At 54.7% G+C, this 14,934-nt stretch carries 16 protein-coding genes; 4 read left to right on the top strand and 12 right to left on the bottom strand.

All coding sequences use genetic code 11. The features are described from left to right. Nucleotides 1-29: 29 nt before the first annotated feature. The 4 genes from RZA33_RS15365 to RZA33_RS15350 form a co-directional block, all read right to left on the bottom strand. Nucleotides 30-323 (bottom strand): HigA family addiction module antitoxin, encoded by a 294-nt coding sequence (locus tag RZA33_RS15365; RefSeq protein WP_317508585.1) that lies wholly within the window; start codon nt 321-323, stop codon nt 30-32. After that, nucleotides 323-625 carry a type II toxin-antitoxin system RelE/ParE family toxin gene (locus RZA33_RS15360; protein WP_317508584.1) on the bottom strand — a complete coding sequence of 101 codons (303 nt, stop codon included), beginning with the start codon at nt 623-625 and terminating at the stop codon, nt 323-325. Before RZA33_RS15360 ends, RZA33_RS15365 begins: the two co-directional genes overlap by 1 nt. Nucleotides 626-919: 294 nt before the next feature. After that, complete coding sequence (locus RZA33_RS15355) at nt 920-1,801, bottom strand: alpha/beta hydrolase (RefSeq protein WP_317508583.1); 882 nt, start codon at nt 1,799-1,801, stop codon at nt 920-922. 83 nt (nt 1,802-1,884) lie between these two features. Continuing rightward, nucleotides 1,885-2,538, bottom strand: coding sequence for a DsbA family oxidoreductase (locus RZA33_RS15350; protein WP_317508582.1), 654 nt, complete (start codon nt 2,536-2,538; stop codon nt 1,885-1,887). Between the two features lie 98 nt (nt 2,539-2,636). Between RZA33_RS15350 and vapB the strand changes: the two genes are divergently transcribed. Beyond that, nucleotides 2,637-2,867, top strand: a complete 231-nt coding sequence (gene vapB / locus RZA33_RS15345; RefSeq protein WP_416337875.1) for a type II toxin-antitoxin system VapB family antitoxin — start codon at nt 2,637-2,639, stop codon at nt 2,865-2,867. Nucleotides 2,868-2,928: 61 nt separating this feature from the next. On the opposite strand, the gene RZA33_RS15340 is transcribed toward vapB, so the two are convergent. The 3 genes from RZA33_RS15340 to RZA33_RS15330 all read right to left on the bottom strand — a co-directional run bounded on the left by RZA33_RS15340 (nt 2,929) and on the right by RZA33_RS15330 (nt 5,678). After that, entirely contained in the window at nt 2,929-3,891 is a 963-nt protein-coding gene (locus RZA33_RS15340) for a ribonuclease Z (protein ID WP_317508581.1), read from the bottom strand. Nucleotides 3,892-4,166: 275 nt separating this feature from the next. Next, nucleotides 4,167-4,886 carry a GNAT family protein gene (locus tag RZA33_RS15335; RefSeq protein ID WP_317508580.1) on the bottom strand — a complete coding sequence of 240 codons (720 nt, stop codon included), beginning with the start codon at nt 4,884-4,886 and terminating at the stop codon, nt 4,167-4,169. Nucleotides 4,887-5,069: 183 nt separating this feature from the next. After that, nucleotides 5,070-5,678 (bottom strand): TetR/AcrR family transcriptional regulator, encoded by a 609-nt coding sequence (locus tag RZA33_RS15330; RefSeq protein ID WP_273189691.1) that lies wholly within the window; start codon nt 5,676-5,678, stop codon nt 5,070-5,072. A 93-nt stretch (nt 5,679-5,771) separates the two neighbouring features. Between RZA33_RS15330 and RZA33_RS15325 the strand changes: the two genes are divergently transcribed. Next, entirely contained in the window at nt 5,772-6,653 is an 882-nt protein-coding gene (locus tag RZA33_RS15325; protein WP_317508579.1) for an SDR family oxidoreductase, read from the top strand. Nucleotides 6,654-6,883: 230 nt separating this feature from the next. Here RZA33_RS15325 and RZA33_RS15320 read toward each other — a convergent pair whose 3' ends face one another. Beyond that, the gene (locus RZA33_RS15320) at nt 6,884-7,534 is read right to left on the bottom strand and encodes a hypothetical protein (RefSeq protein WP_317508578.1); all 651 of its coding nucleotides are present in this window, start codon (nt 7,532-7,534) and stop codon (nt 6,884-6,886) included. 145 nt (nt 7,535-7,679) lie between these two features. On the opposite strand from RZA33_RS15320, the gene RZA33_RS15315 reads away from it, so the two are divergent. Together RZA33_RS15315 and RZA33_RS15310 are read left to right on the top strand one after the other, a co-directional pair. Then, the gene (locus RZA33_RS15315) at nt 7,680-7,901 is read left to right on the top strand and encodes a TA system antitoxin ParD family protein (RefSeq protein ID WP_317508577.1); all 222 of its coding nucleotides are present in this window, start codon (nt 7,680-7,682) and stop codon (nt 7,899-7,901) included. Then, nucleotides 7,894-8,181 carry a type II toxin-antitoxin system RelE/ParE family toxin gene (locus tag RZA33_RS15310; RefSeq protein ID WP_317508576.1) on the top strand — a complete coding sequence of 96 codons (288 nt, stop codon included), beginning with the start codon at nt 7,894-7,896 and terminating at the stop codon, nt 8,179-8,181. Before RZA33_RS15315 ends, RZA33_RS15310 begins: the two co-directional genes overlap by 8 nt. Nucleotides 8,182-8,443: 262 nt before the next feature. On the opposite strand, the gene RZA33_RS15305 is transcribed toward RZA33_RS15310, so the two are convergent. From RZA33_RS15305 to RZA33_RS15290, 4 genes are read right to left on the bottom strand one after another with little or no spacing between them, the layout of a single operon-like run. Continuing rightward, nucleotides 8,444-9,313 (bottom strand): hypothetical protein, encoded by an 870-nt coding sequence (locus tag RZA33_RS15305; protein WP_317508575.1) that lies wholly within the window; start codon nt 9,311-9,313, stop codon nt 8,444-8,446. Further along, on the bottom strand, nt 9,310-10,554 hold the full coding sequence (locus RZA33_RS15300) for a hypothetical protein (protein WP_317508574.1): 1,245 nt from the start codon (nt 10,552-10,554) through the stop codon (nt 9,310-9,312). Before RZA33_RS15300 ends, RZA33_RS15305 begins: the two co-directional genes overlap by 4 nt. Beyond that, a complete protein-coding gene (locus RZA33_RS15295) occupies nt 10,551-11,186 on the bottom strand; it encodes a condensin complex protein MksE (RefSeq protein ID WP_280105705.1) in 636 nt (211 codons plus the stop codon). The genes RZA33_RS15300 and RZA33_RS15295 overlap by 4 nt, the downstream gene beginning before the upstream one ends. Then, a complete protein-coding gene (locus RZA33_RS15290; RefSeq protein ID WP_317508573.1) occupies nt 11,183-14,848 on the bottom strand; it encodes an ATP-binding protein in 3,666 nt (1,221 codons plus the stop codon). Before RZA33_RS15290 ends, RZA33_RS15295 begins: the two co-directional genes overlap by 4 nt. Nucleotides 14,849-14,934: the final 86 nt, after the last annotated feature.

Raw genomic sequence — 14,934 nt, 5'->3', positions numbered from 1 at the left:
GCGCTGGCTTCTCTAGGAGCCAGCGCTATTTAGGCGGCTTCAAAATCCAAAGGGTGAAGATCGTCCAAATTAATTGTGCTGCGAGCCATCCACAGGTCATATGTATCCTGCATTGCCAGCCAGCTCTCCGGGGAACGACCAAGAACCTTCGACAAACGCAAAGACATTTCAGGGCTAATGCCACTACCTCCTTTCAGCAACCGTGAAAGCGTAGAGGGCGATACACCCAAACTGGAAGCAAGCTGGCGTGAACTGATACCAAAGGGCTCTAGGTAAACCTCCCGAATAAATTCGCCAGGATGCGGTGGGTTATGCATTGTCATTAGTGATAATCCTCATAATCAAGAATATAAGCGTTGCCGTCCCGGAATTCGAAGGTCATGCGCCAATTTCCGTTGATCCAAATCGACCATCGCTCTTTGTCTTTCCCCTTCAACGGATGCAACCGAAAGCCGGGGATATCCATGTCTTCCACCGAAATAGCCGTATCTAGAGCAGCAAGCTGCATACGCAACTTCTTAGCGTGATCTGCCTGTATACCAGCAGTGCTGCCACTAGCGTAGAACCGTTTCAGTCCTTTGTGACGGAATGATTTAATCATGAGGTATTGTAGCGCGTTGCGCATCGCGCACCAATAAAAATTTACGCTCGGAATAAAAGCAAAGTTTTGAAGTGAGACTTCCCCTATCGAAGCACCGACACTGATGCTGTATAGCGAAAACGACCTCGTCTTCGCCCCCGAAGGCGTGCGCCGTACCGCCGAGTTGATGGAGGCTCGACGGCACCGATGTGAAGCTAGACGCTTTGGAAGGCAATCGAGGCACTTGGATGGGGTTGTTTCCATCGACCAAGAATAAGCCGAAGCCTCTTTGCATGCGCGGCGTTTCCAACTTCATTTCTCTGTGTTTAACCCTTCCGCTTATATGGTAGATAACACCGCTTCGGAAAATTCTCGTGGCGCTTCTTGCGGGAAATTGTGACCAACCCCGGGCATCACTCTGTGCTCATACTGGCCGGTGAAGAAATGATGATGATCCGCAGATCCGGCTAAAGGGGCAACGCCATCGTCGTGTCCATCTAACGAAATAGTTGGCACGGATATTTTGGGCAACTTGGTCAGACGCTGTTCGGTTTCTTCGACTAAAGGGTCTCCAGGAACCAGTCCAAAGCGATGCCGGTATGAATGAATCACCACGTCAACAAAGTCTGGATTATCGAATGCGACAGCGGTCTGGTCGAAATCTTCGTCCGTAAAATTCCAGGTGGGTGACCAAAGCCGCCAAAGAAGTTTACAGAGCTCACGACGGTTTTGAGATAGCCCTGCCCGCCCTCTTTCAGAGTGAAAATAGTACTGATACCAATAACGGTATTCATTTTCCGGAATCTGAGGTTTGGTCGATCCTGGAATGTCCTGAATGTTATAACCACCTACCGACACAAGCGCTTGAACACGCTCAGGCCAAAGAGCAGATAATATACAAGCAGCGCGACCGCCCCAGTCATATCCAGCGAGCACAGCCTTCGAAATCTCAAGTGAATCCATCAATGCAAGAAGGTCGTGCGCAAGCACTGCCTGCTGACCGGAGCGAGGGGTATCTGAATTTAAAAACTGCGTTGCCCCATACCCACGCAGATAAGGCACGATTACACGACAGCCTTTCGAAATCAAAACAGAGCTCACCGCATCATATGCATGCACATCATATGGAAAGCCGTGAAGCAGCAAGACTGGCGTCCCGTTTGGCGGGCCGTTATCAAAATAGGCAATGCTCAATACACCCGCCTCGATCTGCTTCAACATGGTCGCTGCCCCCTTAATGTCTCATTGCCTCATGCTTGCATTGCCGTTCAGCACGACGCTCATCTTATTGCGGCTACTCCCTGTTAGCGGTTGGCGTTCTCTTCGGCCACCTGACGAAGCGCATCGACAAGCACTTCAGCTGGCTGGGCGCCCGAAATCAGGTAGCGCCCGTCAAGGATGAATCCCGGCACGGCGCTAACCCCTGCGTCCATGAATCGCTGTTCTGCCGCGCGAACTTCGTCTGCATACTGATCGGAGCGGGCGATGGCCTCGGCGGCGTCGCCGTCAAGCCCAACCTCAATGGCCTTCTCTCGCAGAACAGTGGGATCTGAAGGGTTTTTCGCCTCACCGAAGTAGGCATCAAACAGTGCCAATTGCAGGGGCGTCTCCAGGTTCTGCGTTGCGGCCCACGCAAGCACGCGGTGGGCATCGAAGGTATTGTTCGCCCGACGCTCCTGGGCGCCACGGAAATTTAATCCAAGCTCTTCGGCCACCTTTATAATCTCGTGCTGGGCCTGCTCCATGCTGGCAGCATCCTTGCCGTACTTGCGGCATAAGTGCTCCAGAATCGGCTCACCCTCGGGTGGCATATCCCGGTTGAGCTCGAAGGGCTGCCAGAAGAGCTCAACGTCGATCTCACCATCAAGGGTCTCTAGCGCTTGTTCCAAGCGGCGGTAGCCGATCGCGCACCACGGGCAGGCTACATCGGATACTAGGTCAATTCTTACCTTCTGCATTTGTATATCCCTTCGACATATCTAAAAATTCGATCAAACTAAAGAAAGCATGGTACGTGTATATAGTGATTAACGGCAGTACAGATATGGAGACTTCCATGGAAAAGGCAACGGTGTTTAAAAGCAACCGCAGTCAAACGGTGCGCATGCCGAAATCCCTCGCGCTGCCTGAAAACGTTAAACGCGTTGAAGTTATTGCCTTGGGTCGCGCGCGCTTGATCGCCCCCGTAGGTGAAGCTTGGGACAGCTGGTTTGATGGCGAAAGTGTCACTGCAGACTTTATGAGTAAACGCGAGCAGTCAAACGAACAGGAAAGCGAGGCGTTTTGATGCTGAAGTAACTGCTTTCTAGCAGCAATGTTAGGTCGTCGCATAGGACATATACAAAAAACTACTCGCTCTCTATCTCAGAAAACTGACCCGATTTATCCAGAGTGTATTCGCCAAAATCCCGCGCCAGGTAAAGCGAACCCGAATAGACGTGCTGGGCCTCTTCACGGATCTCCTCAATGGAAGGCGATGCATGGGGGTTGAGCTGGTAACGGGGACTAAAGTGCGTCAGCACCAGGTTGGGCAGCTGTACTGATTCGGCAAACGCCGCGACAAGCTTGGCGTAGCTATGCCCCACATCACCGGCCTTCTGGGCCATCTCTTCGGTGTAGGTGGCTTCATGCACCAACACCTGTGCGCCCGCGCACGCCGCAAACAACAAGTCAGGCTGGTCATTGTCCCCCGCAATCACCACTTTCCTCGGCTTATGTTTGAAGATCAGGTAGTCATGGCTTTTTAACCGCTCACCCTCAAACTCAATATCAAACCCTTGCTGCAGCTGCCCCCACAGCGCCCCTCTCGGAATCCCCTTTTGCGCTAGCTTATCCACGTCCAAGGCAGCATCGACCTTTGTCTCCGTAAACCCATAAGCATAGGACGGCGCCCGGTGTGAAAGCGTGTAGGTGGCAACCTCAATATGCTCAAACTCAACGTTTGGCAGCTCGTCCGAGTCGATAAACTCCAGGGTGAAGGGCAAGCATAGATGCGTGGCCTCACAGGTAGCCTCCAACCACGCCTTGATGCCTGCTGGCGCCACAATGGTCAGCGGCGTTTTCCGTCCGCCCATTCCCGCACTCGCCAGTATGCCCGGCAGCCCATAGCAGTGGTCGCCGTGCACGTGGGTAATCAAAATGGCTTTCAGCGAATGGAACGACAGCTTCGTATGCAAGACCTGATGCTGGGTGCCCTCACCGCAATCGATCAGGTACCAGCCCTTCCCTTTGCTCTCTCGTAAAGCGACCCCGGAGACATTTCTGTTTTTTGTTGGTACTCCGGCGGAGGTGCCGAGGAATAGTAGGTTCATATCTTGTTCGTAATCTCGCTTATGCACCCTCTTTAAGAACAAGGTGGTGAATTGTCAGCTATCTAAATTTAAACAGTAGTGCTTTTATAATGATTATCAGACGTACATTAATGCAATTGAGGTCTATATACATACTACAAGCTTGGTGGGTGCAGTTTGTTATTATAGCATTTAATATTAAAACCATAATGCTTGCAGTTGCGGCGAGGACGAAGCCTAGCGTAGTCCTAAACCTGCAACCTGCACTTGCGGTGAGTGGCTGCCGCTCTTCACGGCTATTGTCGAAGGGCTTCTTGGGTTAACTCGCTCAGCCGGGCTCGCTGCTCACCGAACTCATCAAAATTATCTGGCGCTAGCCATTGTGAAAATGCCCGAAACAAAACCGGCCATTCAGTATCGATAACGGAGAACCACGCGGTATCCCGGTTACGCCCTTTGTACACTGTGGCTTGACGAAAAGTGCCTTCATACCTAAACCCGAAGCGTTTGGCGGCAGCGCACGAAGGTGCATTCAAAGCATCGCATTTCCACTCATAGCGCCGATAGCGCAGCTCGAAAGCTCTTTTCATCATCAAGAACATGGCCTCCGTAGCGATAGGGGTTCGTTTGAGCTGTTCCGAAAAACGGATATGACCAACTTCGATGGAGCCACTCGCTGGCATGATTCGCAGATAGCTCGCAACGCCCACGGCTCGGCCATCCGAATTCTGAATGATCGTGAAAAACAATGGGTCATCGCTCTGGTTCATTGTCTGAAGCCATGTTTGATAGCGTTCAAAGGAGCCAAAAGGGCCATAGGGAAGATAGGTCCAACTCCCCCCATCGTGATCCTGCGCGTTCGCAGCATATAGCTCTTCAGCATGGCGCTCTGGATCAAGCGGCTCCAAGCGGCAGAAGCGGCCATCCATTGGCTCTCGCGAAGGGCGAGTGGGCTCCTCCCAGTTCGCAAGTGTTTTCCCGACATGCTGACCGAACTCATTCAAAAATTGAGTCATGTTGTTTCCTTGTAGCTAACGCCCCCCTCCCAGAATTTTGGGAGGGAAGAGAGTAAAATTTCAATTTGTAGTGGTTTGCTATGCATTGCCCTGCGCCCACCAAACAGAATTGAAATAAGCTCTCTTTTACCTCAAATCAGCGAATGCGTGCTTCTTGCACAAATATCTAACTGACCGGCATGCTCATCCCAACATAGAAAAAGCGACTGACAGTATCTTCTTCACAATTTTCGGATCCTCACCACGAGCAAGCTGTGACGAAGCAGAGCTTATCTGTGCATCGATATAGGTTGCTGCAAACTCTGATGACATATCTGCAGAAAACTCACCTTTGGCCTTTGAACGCTCCACCCATTTCTTGAAAGCAGTTAACGCTTGCTCCTCAAGGAAATCAACCTGAGATCGTGTTGCTTCACCCAAGTGCGAACGTGATTCACGCATTTTAATAAAAAGGCATCCCATTGGAGACTCATGATGACAGCTAGCTGAAGTGGCAAATGATACGAGGCTATCAAGCGTCTCTCGAAACGAATTTTCACTGTGCAACATCTGCTGTACAGGGTTTAGTATTTGTTCCTGATACCTAATAATGACTGCTTTCATAAGGCCATCTTCGTTCGAAAATTCACGATAAAGCCCTGGCTTTGATACACCTGATCTCCTGCAAACTTCATTCAGGGACAAGTTGCCGATGTCCTCTTTCCAATAGGCCTCCATTGCCACATCCAGAACGTGGTCTCGATCCAGGGTCTTGGGTCGCCCCCTCGAAGGTTTGGTTGGATTTGAACTCATTTTTATACCGCCTGGTATTTTAATTTGACACGCAATCACTTACTCATTATTGTACCAATCGGTATTTAATTAGCAACCTGGTAGGAAAGAAAAATGACTGACGCAAAAGCAAACATAGTTATCACCGGAAGCAGTAGTGGGTTTGGGCAAAAATCAGTAAAAGACTTTGCAGATAAAGGCTATCAAGTGTTCGCCACTATGCGTGGTACAGAAGGCAAAAATGCCGCAATGAAGGCCGAGCTGGAAGCGTATAGCGATTTCATTCATGTTGTTGATATGGATGTCACCAATGACGAATCTGTCAAAACGGCCATTGCAAGTGTGCTGGCAAAAGCGGGCAAAATTGATATTTTGCTTAACAATGCAGGCGTGATGTATCTCGGCATTACGGAGGCATTTAGCATTGCCCAAGCCAGAGAGCAGATGGAAACCAACTACTATGGTGCTATGCGCACTATACAGGCTGTTTTACCCGCTATGCGTGAGGCCAAGTCCGGACTGATCATTAACACTTCATCCATGGTTGGCCAGATTTCAGCGCCGTATTTCTCTACCTACGCCGCCACCAAACATGCTTTGGAAGGCTACCTTCAAGGCTTACGCTACGAAGTGGCGCCCTTCGGTATTGACATTGCCATAGTGCAGCCGGGGCCGTTCCCGACAGGTCTGAGTGCATCAGGACAGCAACCATCACGCACAGACGTATTGGACAGCTATGGTGAGTTGGCAAATATTCCTACCGCTATGTTTGAGGAGTTCGGTAAATTTATGCAGAGCGATCAAGCACCTAATCCACAGATGGTCGTGGATACTTATTTGGCGCTTGCAGATATGCCTGCTGGTAAACGCCCTACACGCACGGCGGTCGGTTTGGTTTGGGGGGTTGCTGAAATTAACGCTGCCAAACAACCCATCCAAGACCGAGTGTTGAAAGAAATGCAACTAGACAATGTACTAGGCGGCGCTGACGCGTAATTTCAGGTAACAGGGGCAATCTATTTTTTGTCCCTGTTACCGTCATATCACAATCGTATCCTTTGCAGGGAGGTATATATTAGAAATTATTTATCTGCGATTAGCTCAACGAAATTGAAGGCGCGCCAATGTTCACTACGCGAACTGTATAACGTTTTGATAAGTGGCGCACTAAAGTGCGTCCGGTGGAGGGCCTCTGGTCCGGAACAATCTGCATAAATTTGTTAGATTTAGTTCGCACGGTCAATCGGTAGCTTAATCTTTCCTTCCCGTACGAATTCAGCAAGCTTACTGATCCTTCTGTGATGCGCCATTAAAATTTTAAGAGTAACTTCCGGGTTTTTAGTGCGAGCCTGAAGCTGCTGAAGACTTTCAAACCCAAGATTTTTGCAGATCTCTTCTGACATGGAATTCAGAAACTTAGCCTCATTCGCCGAAAAGTCGGCAAATTCCATTTGCTGCATTTTACGATTCTTAGCAATTTCCAACCGAGCCTTGTCTATTCGTTTATATGCCTCTACAGCAGTAACACCCAATCCGATGAGAGCACCGACAGATGCTGCAATTTTCATCGCAACATCAGGGTTTAAAAAGATGTCCATCCAGCCTGGAGATGCATATCTAATTTCTGCAATCTTCGGACGGTCTGTAGGCGGTATTTGATGCTGTAGAACAACATAGATGTTTGTGTAGCTGTATCCGCCTTGCCATGGATAGTTTTCGAGTGCCACGTCAATGCGCTTGGCATTTTTAGGGTCTTGAATAGAATCAAAGCAATAAATAAAGGAATACGTTTGAGAGTACGCATATGGAAAGCTGTACAGGTCGTCCAGTTCCCAGCGCTCATCCATCAACACTCTATATTTATTTTCAGGTTCCACGATAATTCCTTGTCAATCTAACGCCGCGCTTTGCGGCTGCTTTGTAGCGCCAGCGGAAAAGCAGCCCGACAACAGCGCTTTGTTACAACTTGTCTCAAGTGTGGCGCATTGCTACAATTGAGGCAAGTCAACGTCGGAGGTACAGATGGCTACGAACAGCATTCGCTTAGATCAAAACCTAATTGAAAAAGCCACTATTATAGCCAAAGCGCTTAACCGGACTCCGCCCAAGCAAATAGAACATTGGGCGAAAATCGGTGAAATGATGGAAGATAACCCCGATTTACCCTACGAGTTTGTGAGGCAAGCCATTATCGCGCAGGCAGAGCGAGACGCCGGAAAGCTGGAGACCTACGATTTTGGTTAAGGCTACAAGTGTATTACAAACCCCTACATTCAAGAAAGCAGTGAAGAAGCTCAAACCCAATCAGAAAAAGGACCTTGATTCGGCCGTTAAGGCGCTTATGGCCAACCCCAACATCGGAGAACAAAAGAAAGGGGATCTGGCCTTTCTACGAGTCCATAAATTCAAAATGAACAAGCAGCTGACTCTGCTAGGTTACAGCTTTGATGGGGGCGCCCTTGTACTTGAACTGATGGCTCTGGGCTCACACGAAAATTTCTACCGCGACCTCAAACGGCGATAATGACGTTGTAACAGTGGTTATATAGCCAGCTGCATAATCTCAATAAACACGAAGGCACATTGATTGAGGTTATGCTGCCGCAATAATTGACTCTATCCCATTGTTTCTGTTGTGAGCAAAGCAAAATTTGGTGACATATCCAAAATTCGCGTGCCCGCGAGTTTTGCCGGTTTCCATCATACTGACGCATGCGTATCACTCGGCAATGCGCCTGTGGATGAAGAGCACAACTGTGTGGGCTTCGCGACACATAGATAGGCACTTACACCAGCCCCACACACACCATTTCCCCACCCAACCATTGCTGCTTCAACCCCCGCTGCTTTTCCAGCAACAGCGTCAGGTACTCACGCAATGGATGAGCGGAAGGCAACGCGGCAAGATGCTTACGCAACCTACGCTGATAAGGAAACTGTTCAGCAGGCACGTGCAGCGACGTGGCGTTTTGGGTGAGCCATTCGATGTTGGGCAGGAGCAAGTGAGTGGCGTTACTATCCATTGCTTGGCTTACGCCTTTGGGATCGAAATCACCGACGTAGATATGTGGTCGATGGGTTTTGTACCAAGCCTCGGCCAGCAAGGAGAAACCGCCGCCGTAATAGCTATCACCAAGGTAGACAACCAGCGGATTTGTGTAGCCGCTTAGCGCTGGTTGTTCCGGCGACAACACATAGAAGCTGTCCAGGTTTTCGACCTGAACCAGGGCGCTAAACGCGCTCAGTTTTAATCCCAGTATATCCACATCGCGAATAGCGCGGGGCTCACTGGCAAGCCCCGCTATTGGCTGCGGCGGAAAGCTGACGAGTATCCGTCGCGCACGGGGGCTTTCGCGGCTGGCTTTATCTTCACCTATGCCCTCTTTCGCCTGGTCGATGCTGCTCAGGCCGCTGAGCGAGCGGCCTAGAGGCGCTATGCGGGCGCTCTCTAACACGTCATTGATCTGGGCCAACAAGGCGGCGTCAAAGCGCAGCGCTTTACCGTTGATTCGCGTGGCCAGGTCGATGTCGTGCTGGTGGCACCAGGCCACCACGTCGTTTACCCATTGGCCACGGGGCTTTTCTACTATGGGCTTGCGGAGCAGTTCGCGGGCGACGCCGTTTAGCCCATTGCGGGCCCGACCGGGTAGGTTCATACGGCCAGCTGCAGTTCTACATCGTGGATTAGGCGCAGGTGATTGAATTGGCTGGCCTGGCTCTCCTGCTGTTTGAGTCGAAACGCCTTCTGGTCGCTGCGCGGCAGGCCTTGGTATTCGGAAATCACCTGGAACAGCCAGATTTCCTCCGGCCATTCCAGCGGGCTTTCGTGTAGGTACTCAAGGGCGCTGACCGGCTCCGCCTGGGGCTGGTCGATCACGCTCAAATAGAAGTGCTCCACATCCTGCTTGAGCGCCTGCTGGCGGGCGGCGGCTAAGCTGCTCTCTTGGGCTTGGGCAGGGGCCGCGGCTTCAACGGTTTGGGTGGTGTGGCGTGGTTGGGGTAGCTGGTGCAGCAGCTCGGCGAGCAACCGGCTATCCAGGTTGCGATCCAGCGCCGGGGCGGCGGCGGCGCTTAGCGGTGCGGCTTGATTGACCAGCCCTGGCACCTCGCTTCGCCGGGCATAGTTGCCGGGCACAAAGCCTGGGTGTTCGCGCATAAAGGCGGCCATGCCACTGATCAGGCGGCTGCGCGCCTGCTGCTTGCGAAAGCGCGCCATTAGTTCGATCAAGCGCCGCTGAACTTCGCGCAAACCGGTGTAGTGCTGGCTTAACTGCTGCTGAAGCAGGCTGATCAATAGCTTGCGCAGGCTGCCGTCGCTGCCCACCAGCTCAATCAGCTCGTCGAAGTCGATCAGCGCTAGGCCATCTAGCAGCCTCGCGATCTGCTTCTGGGCGCGGTCGTTTTCGCGGATCTTGTCGTTGAGCTGGCTGACAAAACCAAAGTCGCTATTCAGCCGCTGCCATAAGCTGTCGATGGCATCGGCGAAGCGCCCGTTCAGGTCATCGACCTCCTGGCGCAGGCGCATCAACTGCTGCTCCAGCCGCCAGTGTTCGCCGCGGCTGCGCGCCTCCCGGTAGCTGTGTACCAGGGCACGAATCAGCTCAAGGGTTTCCGCTACATCGGCGTTCACATGGCGGCGGGTCTCGTCGGCGAGCATCTCGGCGATCAGCTCACGCACCTTGGGCGCCAGCTTCACGCCGCTCTGCTCATCCGGTCGCCATAGAATGCGCGCTGCCAGCAGCTTACGCAGCGCGCTATCGCTAAGTGATTCCAGCGGCACTTCATCGCGGGTGTAGGCTTGCATCAGTACATCGGCGTGCTTGCCGAGCAGCGCCAGCCGTTCGCTGCCGGTTTTGAGCAGGCGGCTTTCCAGGGCATGTTCTCCGTTCGAACTCACAACAGGGCCTCCTGGGAACCGGAGCCCTCCTCGCTGCCCTCTTCGATAGGCAGGTTCTCTTCATCGCGAATAAAGCGCACCAGATCCACCAGGTAGTCGATCTTGCCGGTGACCACGAATACCTGCCGCTCTGAATGGGGCTGAAGCAGGTAGCCGTGCTCTTTCAGGCGCTTGAAGACCTGCTTTACCTGGGCATCGAGCTGGTCGCTTTGGGAGCCGAAAAAGCTGTCGGTGGCCAGGCGCTCCAGGCGTTCGCGCAGGCTCTGGTTGTCTTCGCACTTGGCGCTGAATTCGGCGGGTTTGAGTACGTCGCCGGGGGCAGCCAGGGTATCGCGGCCCAGCGCCTCTTGAACCAGTTGCAGCCATTCCAGCAGCGGCAGCAGGCTGTTGAGCGTGTCACCGAGCTGGCGGGAGAGCTGATCCCGGGCGTTGTCATTGAGCTGACGCCAAGCTAGAAAGTAGACGCTGCCCTCTTCGTTGCTGGCCAGGCGGCGGTTAAGCGGCCGCAGGTAGGTATCAATCTCCTCCCGGGTCTCTTCATTGGTGAGATGGCGATAGCCGCTCTCATCGCTGATCGGGCAGACAAACTCCCCGGCCAGCAGGCGCTCTAGCAGTGGGCCATGTTCGATCATACCGTCACCTCCTGCTGACGTTCCTGGAGCCGTTCGGCCAGGCGGCTTAGCCGTGGCTCAATGCGTTTTAACACCCGCTTGTTGGGGTTGGCCTCATCGCGATCGATCAGGTAGCGGTTGGCGAACAGTAGCAACACATCGGATTCGGGGTTGGGAAACGCGCCGACAATATGAATGCGGTTGCTGTCGCAGGCGTCGAACAGTTTTTCGACGTTGTGGTACGCCAGAGTGCCGATCTCATCGATGGGCCAGTGGATGGCGATTTCCGCATCGCCGCGCAGCAAGCGGGTAAAGGCGAGTAGGAACTTGCACAGAATCAGATACGCCATGCCGTGGCTGGAGGACTCCAGCAGTTGGCGGTCGTTTTTGATCACCAGATCGGTGCCGCCTTCATTCAGGTGCAGCTCCAGACGCAGCAGGCTTTCGAAGCTGTACTGCTGGTCGCTGCGCAGCAAATCGACCACGTCCGCCAGGGCGTTGAGGTAATCGTCGCTGGGCAGCGTCTGGCCGGATTCCCGCCACTCTTTGTAGCGCTGGGCGAACAGTTTCAGCGGCTCCCAGAAGCCCAGTTCATCGATGGTGGACTGGATGCGCACTTCGGCCTTGGTGATGCCTTCCAGGCGCAGGTCATCGGCGACCTCTTCAGAAAGCCGGCGGCTTTGAGCGCTGATGCGCCGGTTCAAATCGCGGAACACGGTGAAAAACTTATCCAGGTCGTCGCTCAGATTGCGCCCTTCCTGAATCAGCTGCTGCTGTTGATCTTCGAGCAGTTTGAGCATGTCACGCAATAGCGGCAGCTGTAAGCGCGGGTTATCGCTCTGCAGCTTGCTGCGTTCGCTCTCCAGCGCTTCGGCGAAGCCGCTGCTGGCGTCCTTGATCAGTTGGCTTTCGACCTCCAGGCAGCCACGGCGTAGCTGCTCGATGAGCTGGTGGCGATTGCCCAGGGCCTGGCGGGCGCGCTCAATACGCTCTTCCACATCGCCCAGTGGCGTGCCGGGCGCCTGGCCGTCGGGCTCGATGGCCAAGCTTTCCAGCTGGGTGAGTAGCGGCTTCAAGGCTTCCAGGCAGGCGTATTCGCTCTCCCGATGGGTTTTCAGTGTACTGACCGTGCTCTGGTGGGTTTTGCGCGCGGCCTGAAAGTCGTTTTTCAGGTGTTCTTTATCGCGCTGCAGCTTTTGCTCCGCCTGCTCCAGCTCGGCTTCTTGCGCGACTAGCTGCGGCTTGTGCTGGCCCCACTCGACGCGCATAAAGCGGGTGTATTCGGTGAGTTCATCCTGACGGGCGGCGGTGACGCGAATGCGTTCATCCTGGCTTGCCAGCCGCTCCTTGGTATCTTTTAGCTTGGCGGGGTCGACGCCCTGCTCGGCCAGTTCCTGGCTAAAGGCCTCTTCCAGTTCCGCACGCTGGCGCTTGTGTTCGGCATTGGCGTCGCTCAACTGCTGCTTATACTGGCGCAGTTGGGCATCCAGGCTATCCACCTGGCTCTGGCCGTCGGCCTTGAGCTCTAGCAGTTGGCTTTGGTGGGTCTCGCTGAGAGCGGCAAGCGCCTGCTGTTTCTCTTCGCGCAGCTCCTTTTGCGCCTGCTCCTGGCTGGCTAACGCAGTCTGATGCGCTGCGCGACGCTCCTGCTGGCGCTTGGTGTGGCGCTCCTGCTGCTGGCGGCGGGCCTCTATCGCAAACTCGACTTCCTGCTCGGCGCGCTTGTGGGCCATGCGGCCCTGATCCTGGGCTTCATCGGCCTGCTGCACCCGCTCGTTATGCTGTTTGAGGGATTTCTCGGCGGCCTGACTTTCCGTTTGCACCCGGCGTTTGGCGCCATCCGCCTCTTCGATGGCGGCCAGCAGGCTGGCTTCATCCTGGGCGTAATCGGGCAAAGCAATGGCGGAAAGATCTAGCGCCAGCCCGAACAGGTCATCGCTTGCGCCTTCGGCCAACTGCGGGGCGAGGTCACGCCGCTCCAGCAGCTCTGGCGCAATCACCTTGCCTAACTGCTGCTCCCAACCGGGGCGGTGATAGCGCAGGAAATGGCGCAGGCTGCCCTGCTCCGGGTCGCGCTGCTGATAGAGCGCGAAGCAGCGCTGCTCGGCACGCTCCAGCTGTTGGCGAAGTTGCACCAGCTGTTGTTCGGCACTGTCGCGCTCGCGTTTGCGGCTTTCAAACTCCCGGCGCAGGCCATCCAGGGTAGCGGCCGATGCGTTGCGCTCCTGCTGGGCCTGATCCAGGCGCGCCTGGGCAAGCTCCGCCTCGGAAGCCTCTTCGGCGGTCTGGGTCGAAAGCGAGAGCTGCGCTTTTAGTTCGGCTAGCTGTTCGACGCCGAGTTCCAACTGCGCCTGGTACTCGCCCTCCAGGCGTTGGCGCTCCTGCTGGTAGCGCTCGTTGAGCTGCTGTTCGGATTCCCACTGCTGCTCCCGGCGCAAGGCTTTCTCTTCGACCAGGGCGTCGATCAGTTCCTGGGATTCACGGGTCTGGCGGGCCAATGCTTCGGAAAGCTCGCGCAGCCGCCCGTCCAGGCGCGCCTGGCTCTCTTTGACCGCGTCCTGCATCACGTTCAGGTGCTTTTGCAGCTGGTCGCGCTGCTCCCGCCACTGGGGCAGCGCATTGATGTCACGCTCCAGGGCGGGCATGTCCGCATCAGCGTAGTGCTCGTACTGGGTTTGCAGGTCGTTGAGGCGGCGCTGGGTCTGCTGTAAATCGCTGACCACTTCGCTGTGGCGATCGTTCAGCTTATCCCGCGCCTCACTATAGTCGCTCTCCCGCTGCTGGAACTCGCGCTGGTGGCGGGCAAGCTCAGCATCCACATCGGCCATGCGGCGCTCTGCCTGCTGGCGGTCGTCTTCCAGTTGGGGCTTCAGTTGCCACAGCGTGGCATCCAGGTCGGCGAGTTCACGGTCGATACCGGCGAGTCGGGCGAGGGAGGCCTGCAGCGGTTCCAGGCGCATGGATTGTCGCATCTGGGCAATCCACTCCCGGGCCTTGGTGTTGCGAATCCGGGTCACCGGGAGTTCAACGCCATCCTCTTCGAAAATCGCCGCCAGCATGGTTTTAAGGGTGTCCATCTTGCCCTCTTTGGCATGCACCGCCGAGACCAGCTTTTCGATATGGCGAATGCGGCGCTCGGGCTTCACCAGGCTGAACTGCGCGGCGATCTGGCGCAGCTTGAGGCCGTCGCGGCTGTTACCGTGCAGTTGGGTAAAGTCGTTCTGGATCACCGAGCGAAATTCAGAAGTCGCGCCCAGCTTGGGCGACACCGGCGTGCCGCTGCGGCGCAGGCCGCTGGCCCATTCGGTGTAGTCCAGCGCCGCCACGCCCGCATCGCTCTCGACCAGATAATCTTCCGGCTGGTAGGGCGCGCCAACAAAGCGGTACTCTACCCCGCCTTCTTGTTTCCGCGTGAGCACCGCCTGGCAGATATTGCCCGCTTCGCGGCGGTACTCGTACACCAGGTAGCTGTTGCGATTGGGCAGGTAAAACGCATCAAACTTCATGCGCGTTTTGGGCACGACCTTATTGGGTAACTCGCCGTAAAACACCGGCACCAGGCGCTGTAGCGTGGTTTTACCGGAGGCGTTGGTGCCGCAAATATTGGTGTGGCCGTCCACACTCAGTTCGACCACGCCTTCCAGGTGGCCGTGAATCATCACGATGCGTAGCAGGTGGGCCATGCCGTGTCCTTTCGTTTGCTAACCGGATCGTTTTGCTGATCGCTGAAAGGAGCCATTTTGCCAGACACTTTGATGGCTTGTCCTAC

This window comes from Halovibrio sp. HP20-59, from assembly GCF_033052795.2.
GTDB lineage: Bacteria > Pseudomonadota > Gammaproteobacteria > Pseudomonadales > Halomonadaceae > Vreelandella.
Note: the sequence above shows the minus strand (reverse complement) of the source record. Positions and strands in the feature narration are given on the sequence as shown.

Excerpts from the sequence above, each read along its gene's own strand:
- RZA33_RS15350 (WP_317508582.1), bottom strand. The coding sequence starts at position 2,538 with ATGCAGAAGGTAAGAATTGACCTAGTATCCGATGTAGCCTGCCCGTGG.
- RZA33_RS15315 (WP_317508577.1), top strand. The coding sequence starts at position 7,680 with ATGGCTACGAACAGCATTCGCTTAGATCAAAACCTAATTGAAAAAGCC.
- RZA33_RS15355 (WP_317508583.1), bottom strand. The coding sequence starts at position 1,801 with ATGTTGAAGCAGATCGAGGCGGGTGTATTGAGCATTGCCTATTTTGAT.
- RZA33_RS15295 (WP_280105705.1), bottom strand. The coding sequence starts at position 11,186 with ATGATCGAACATGGCCCACTGCTAGAGCGCCTGCTGGCCGGGGAGTTT.
- RZA33_RS15290 (WP_317508573.1), bottom strand. The coding sequence starts at position 14,848 with ATGGCCCACCTGCTACGCATCGTGATGATTCACGGCCACCTGGAAGGC.
- RZA33_RS15360 (WP_317508584.1), bottom strand. The coding sequence starts at position 625 with ATGCGCAACGCGCTACAATACCTCATGATTAAATCATTCCGTCACAAA.
- RZA33_RS15330 (WP_273189691.1), bottom strand. The coding sequence starts at position 5,678 with ATGAGTTCAAATCCAACCAAACCTTCGAGGGGGCGACCCAAGACCCTG.
- vapB (WP_416337875.1), top strand. The coding sequence starts at position 2,637 with ATGGAAAAGGCAACGGTGTTTAAAAGCAACCGCAGTCAAACGGTGCGC.
- RZA33_RS15305 (WP_317508575.1), bottom strand. The coding sequence starts at position 9,313 with ATGAACCTACCCGGTCGGGCCCGCAATGGGCTAAACGGCGTCGCCCGC.
- RZA33_RS15340 (WP_317508581.1), bottom strand. The coding sequence starts at position 3,891 with ATGAACCTACTATTCCTCGGCACCTCCGCCGGAGTACCAACAAAAAAC.
- RZA33_RS15335 (WP_317508580.1), bottom strand. The coding sequence starts at position 4,886 with ATGACTCAATTTTTGAATGAGTTCGGTCAGCATGTCGGGAAAACACTT.
- RZA33_RS15365 (WP_317508585.1), bottom strand. The coding sequence starts at position 323 with ATGACAATGCATAACCCACCGCATCCTGGCGAATTTATTCGGGAGGTT.
- RZA33_RS15325 (WP_317508579.1), top strand. The coding sequence starts at position 5,772 with ATGACTGACGCAAAAGCAAACATAGTTATCACCGGAAGCAGTAGTGGG.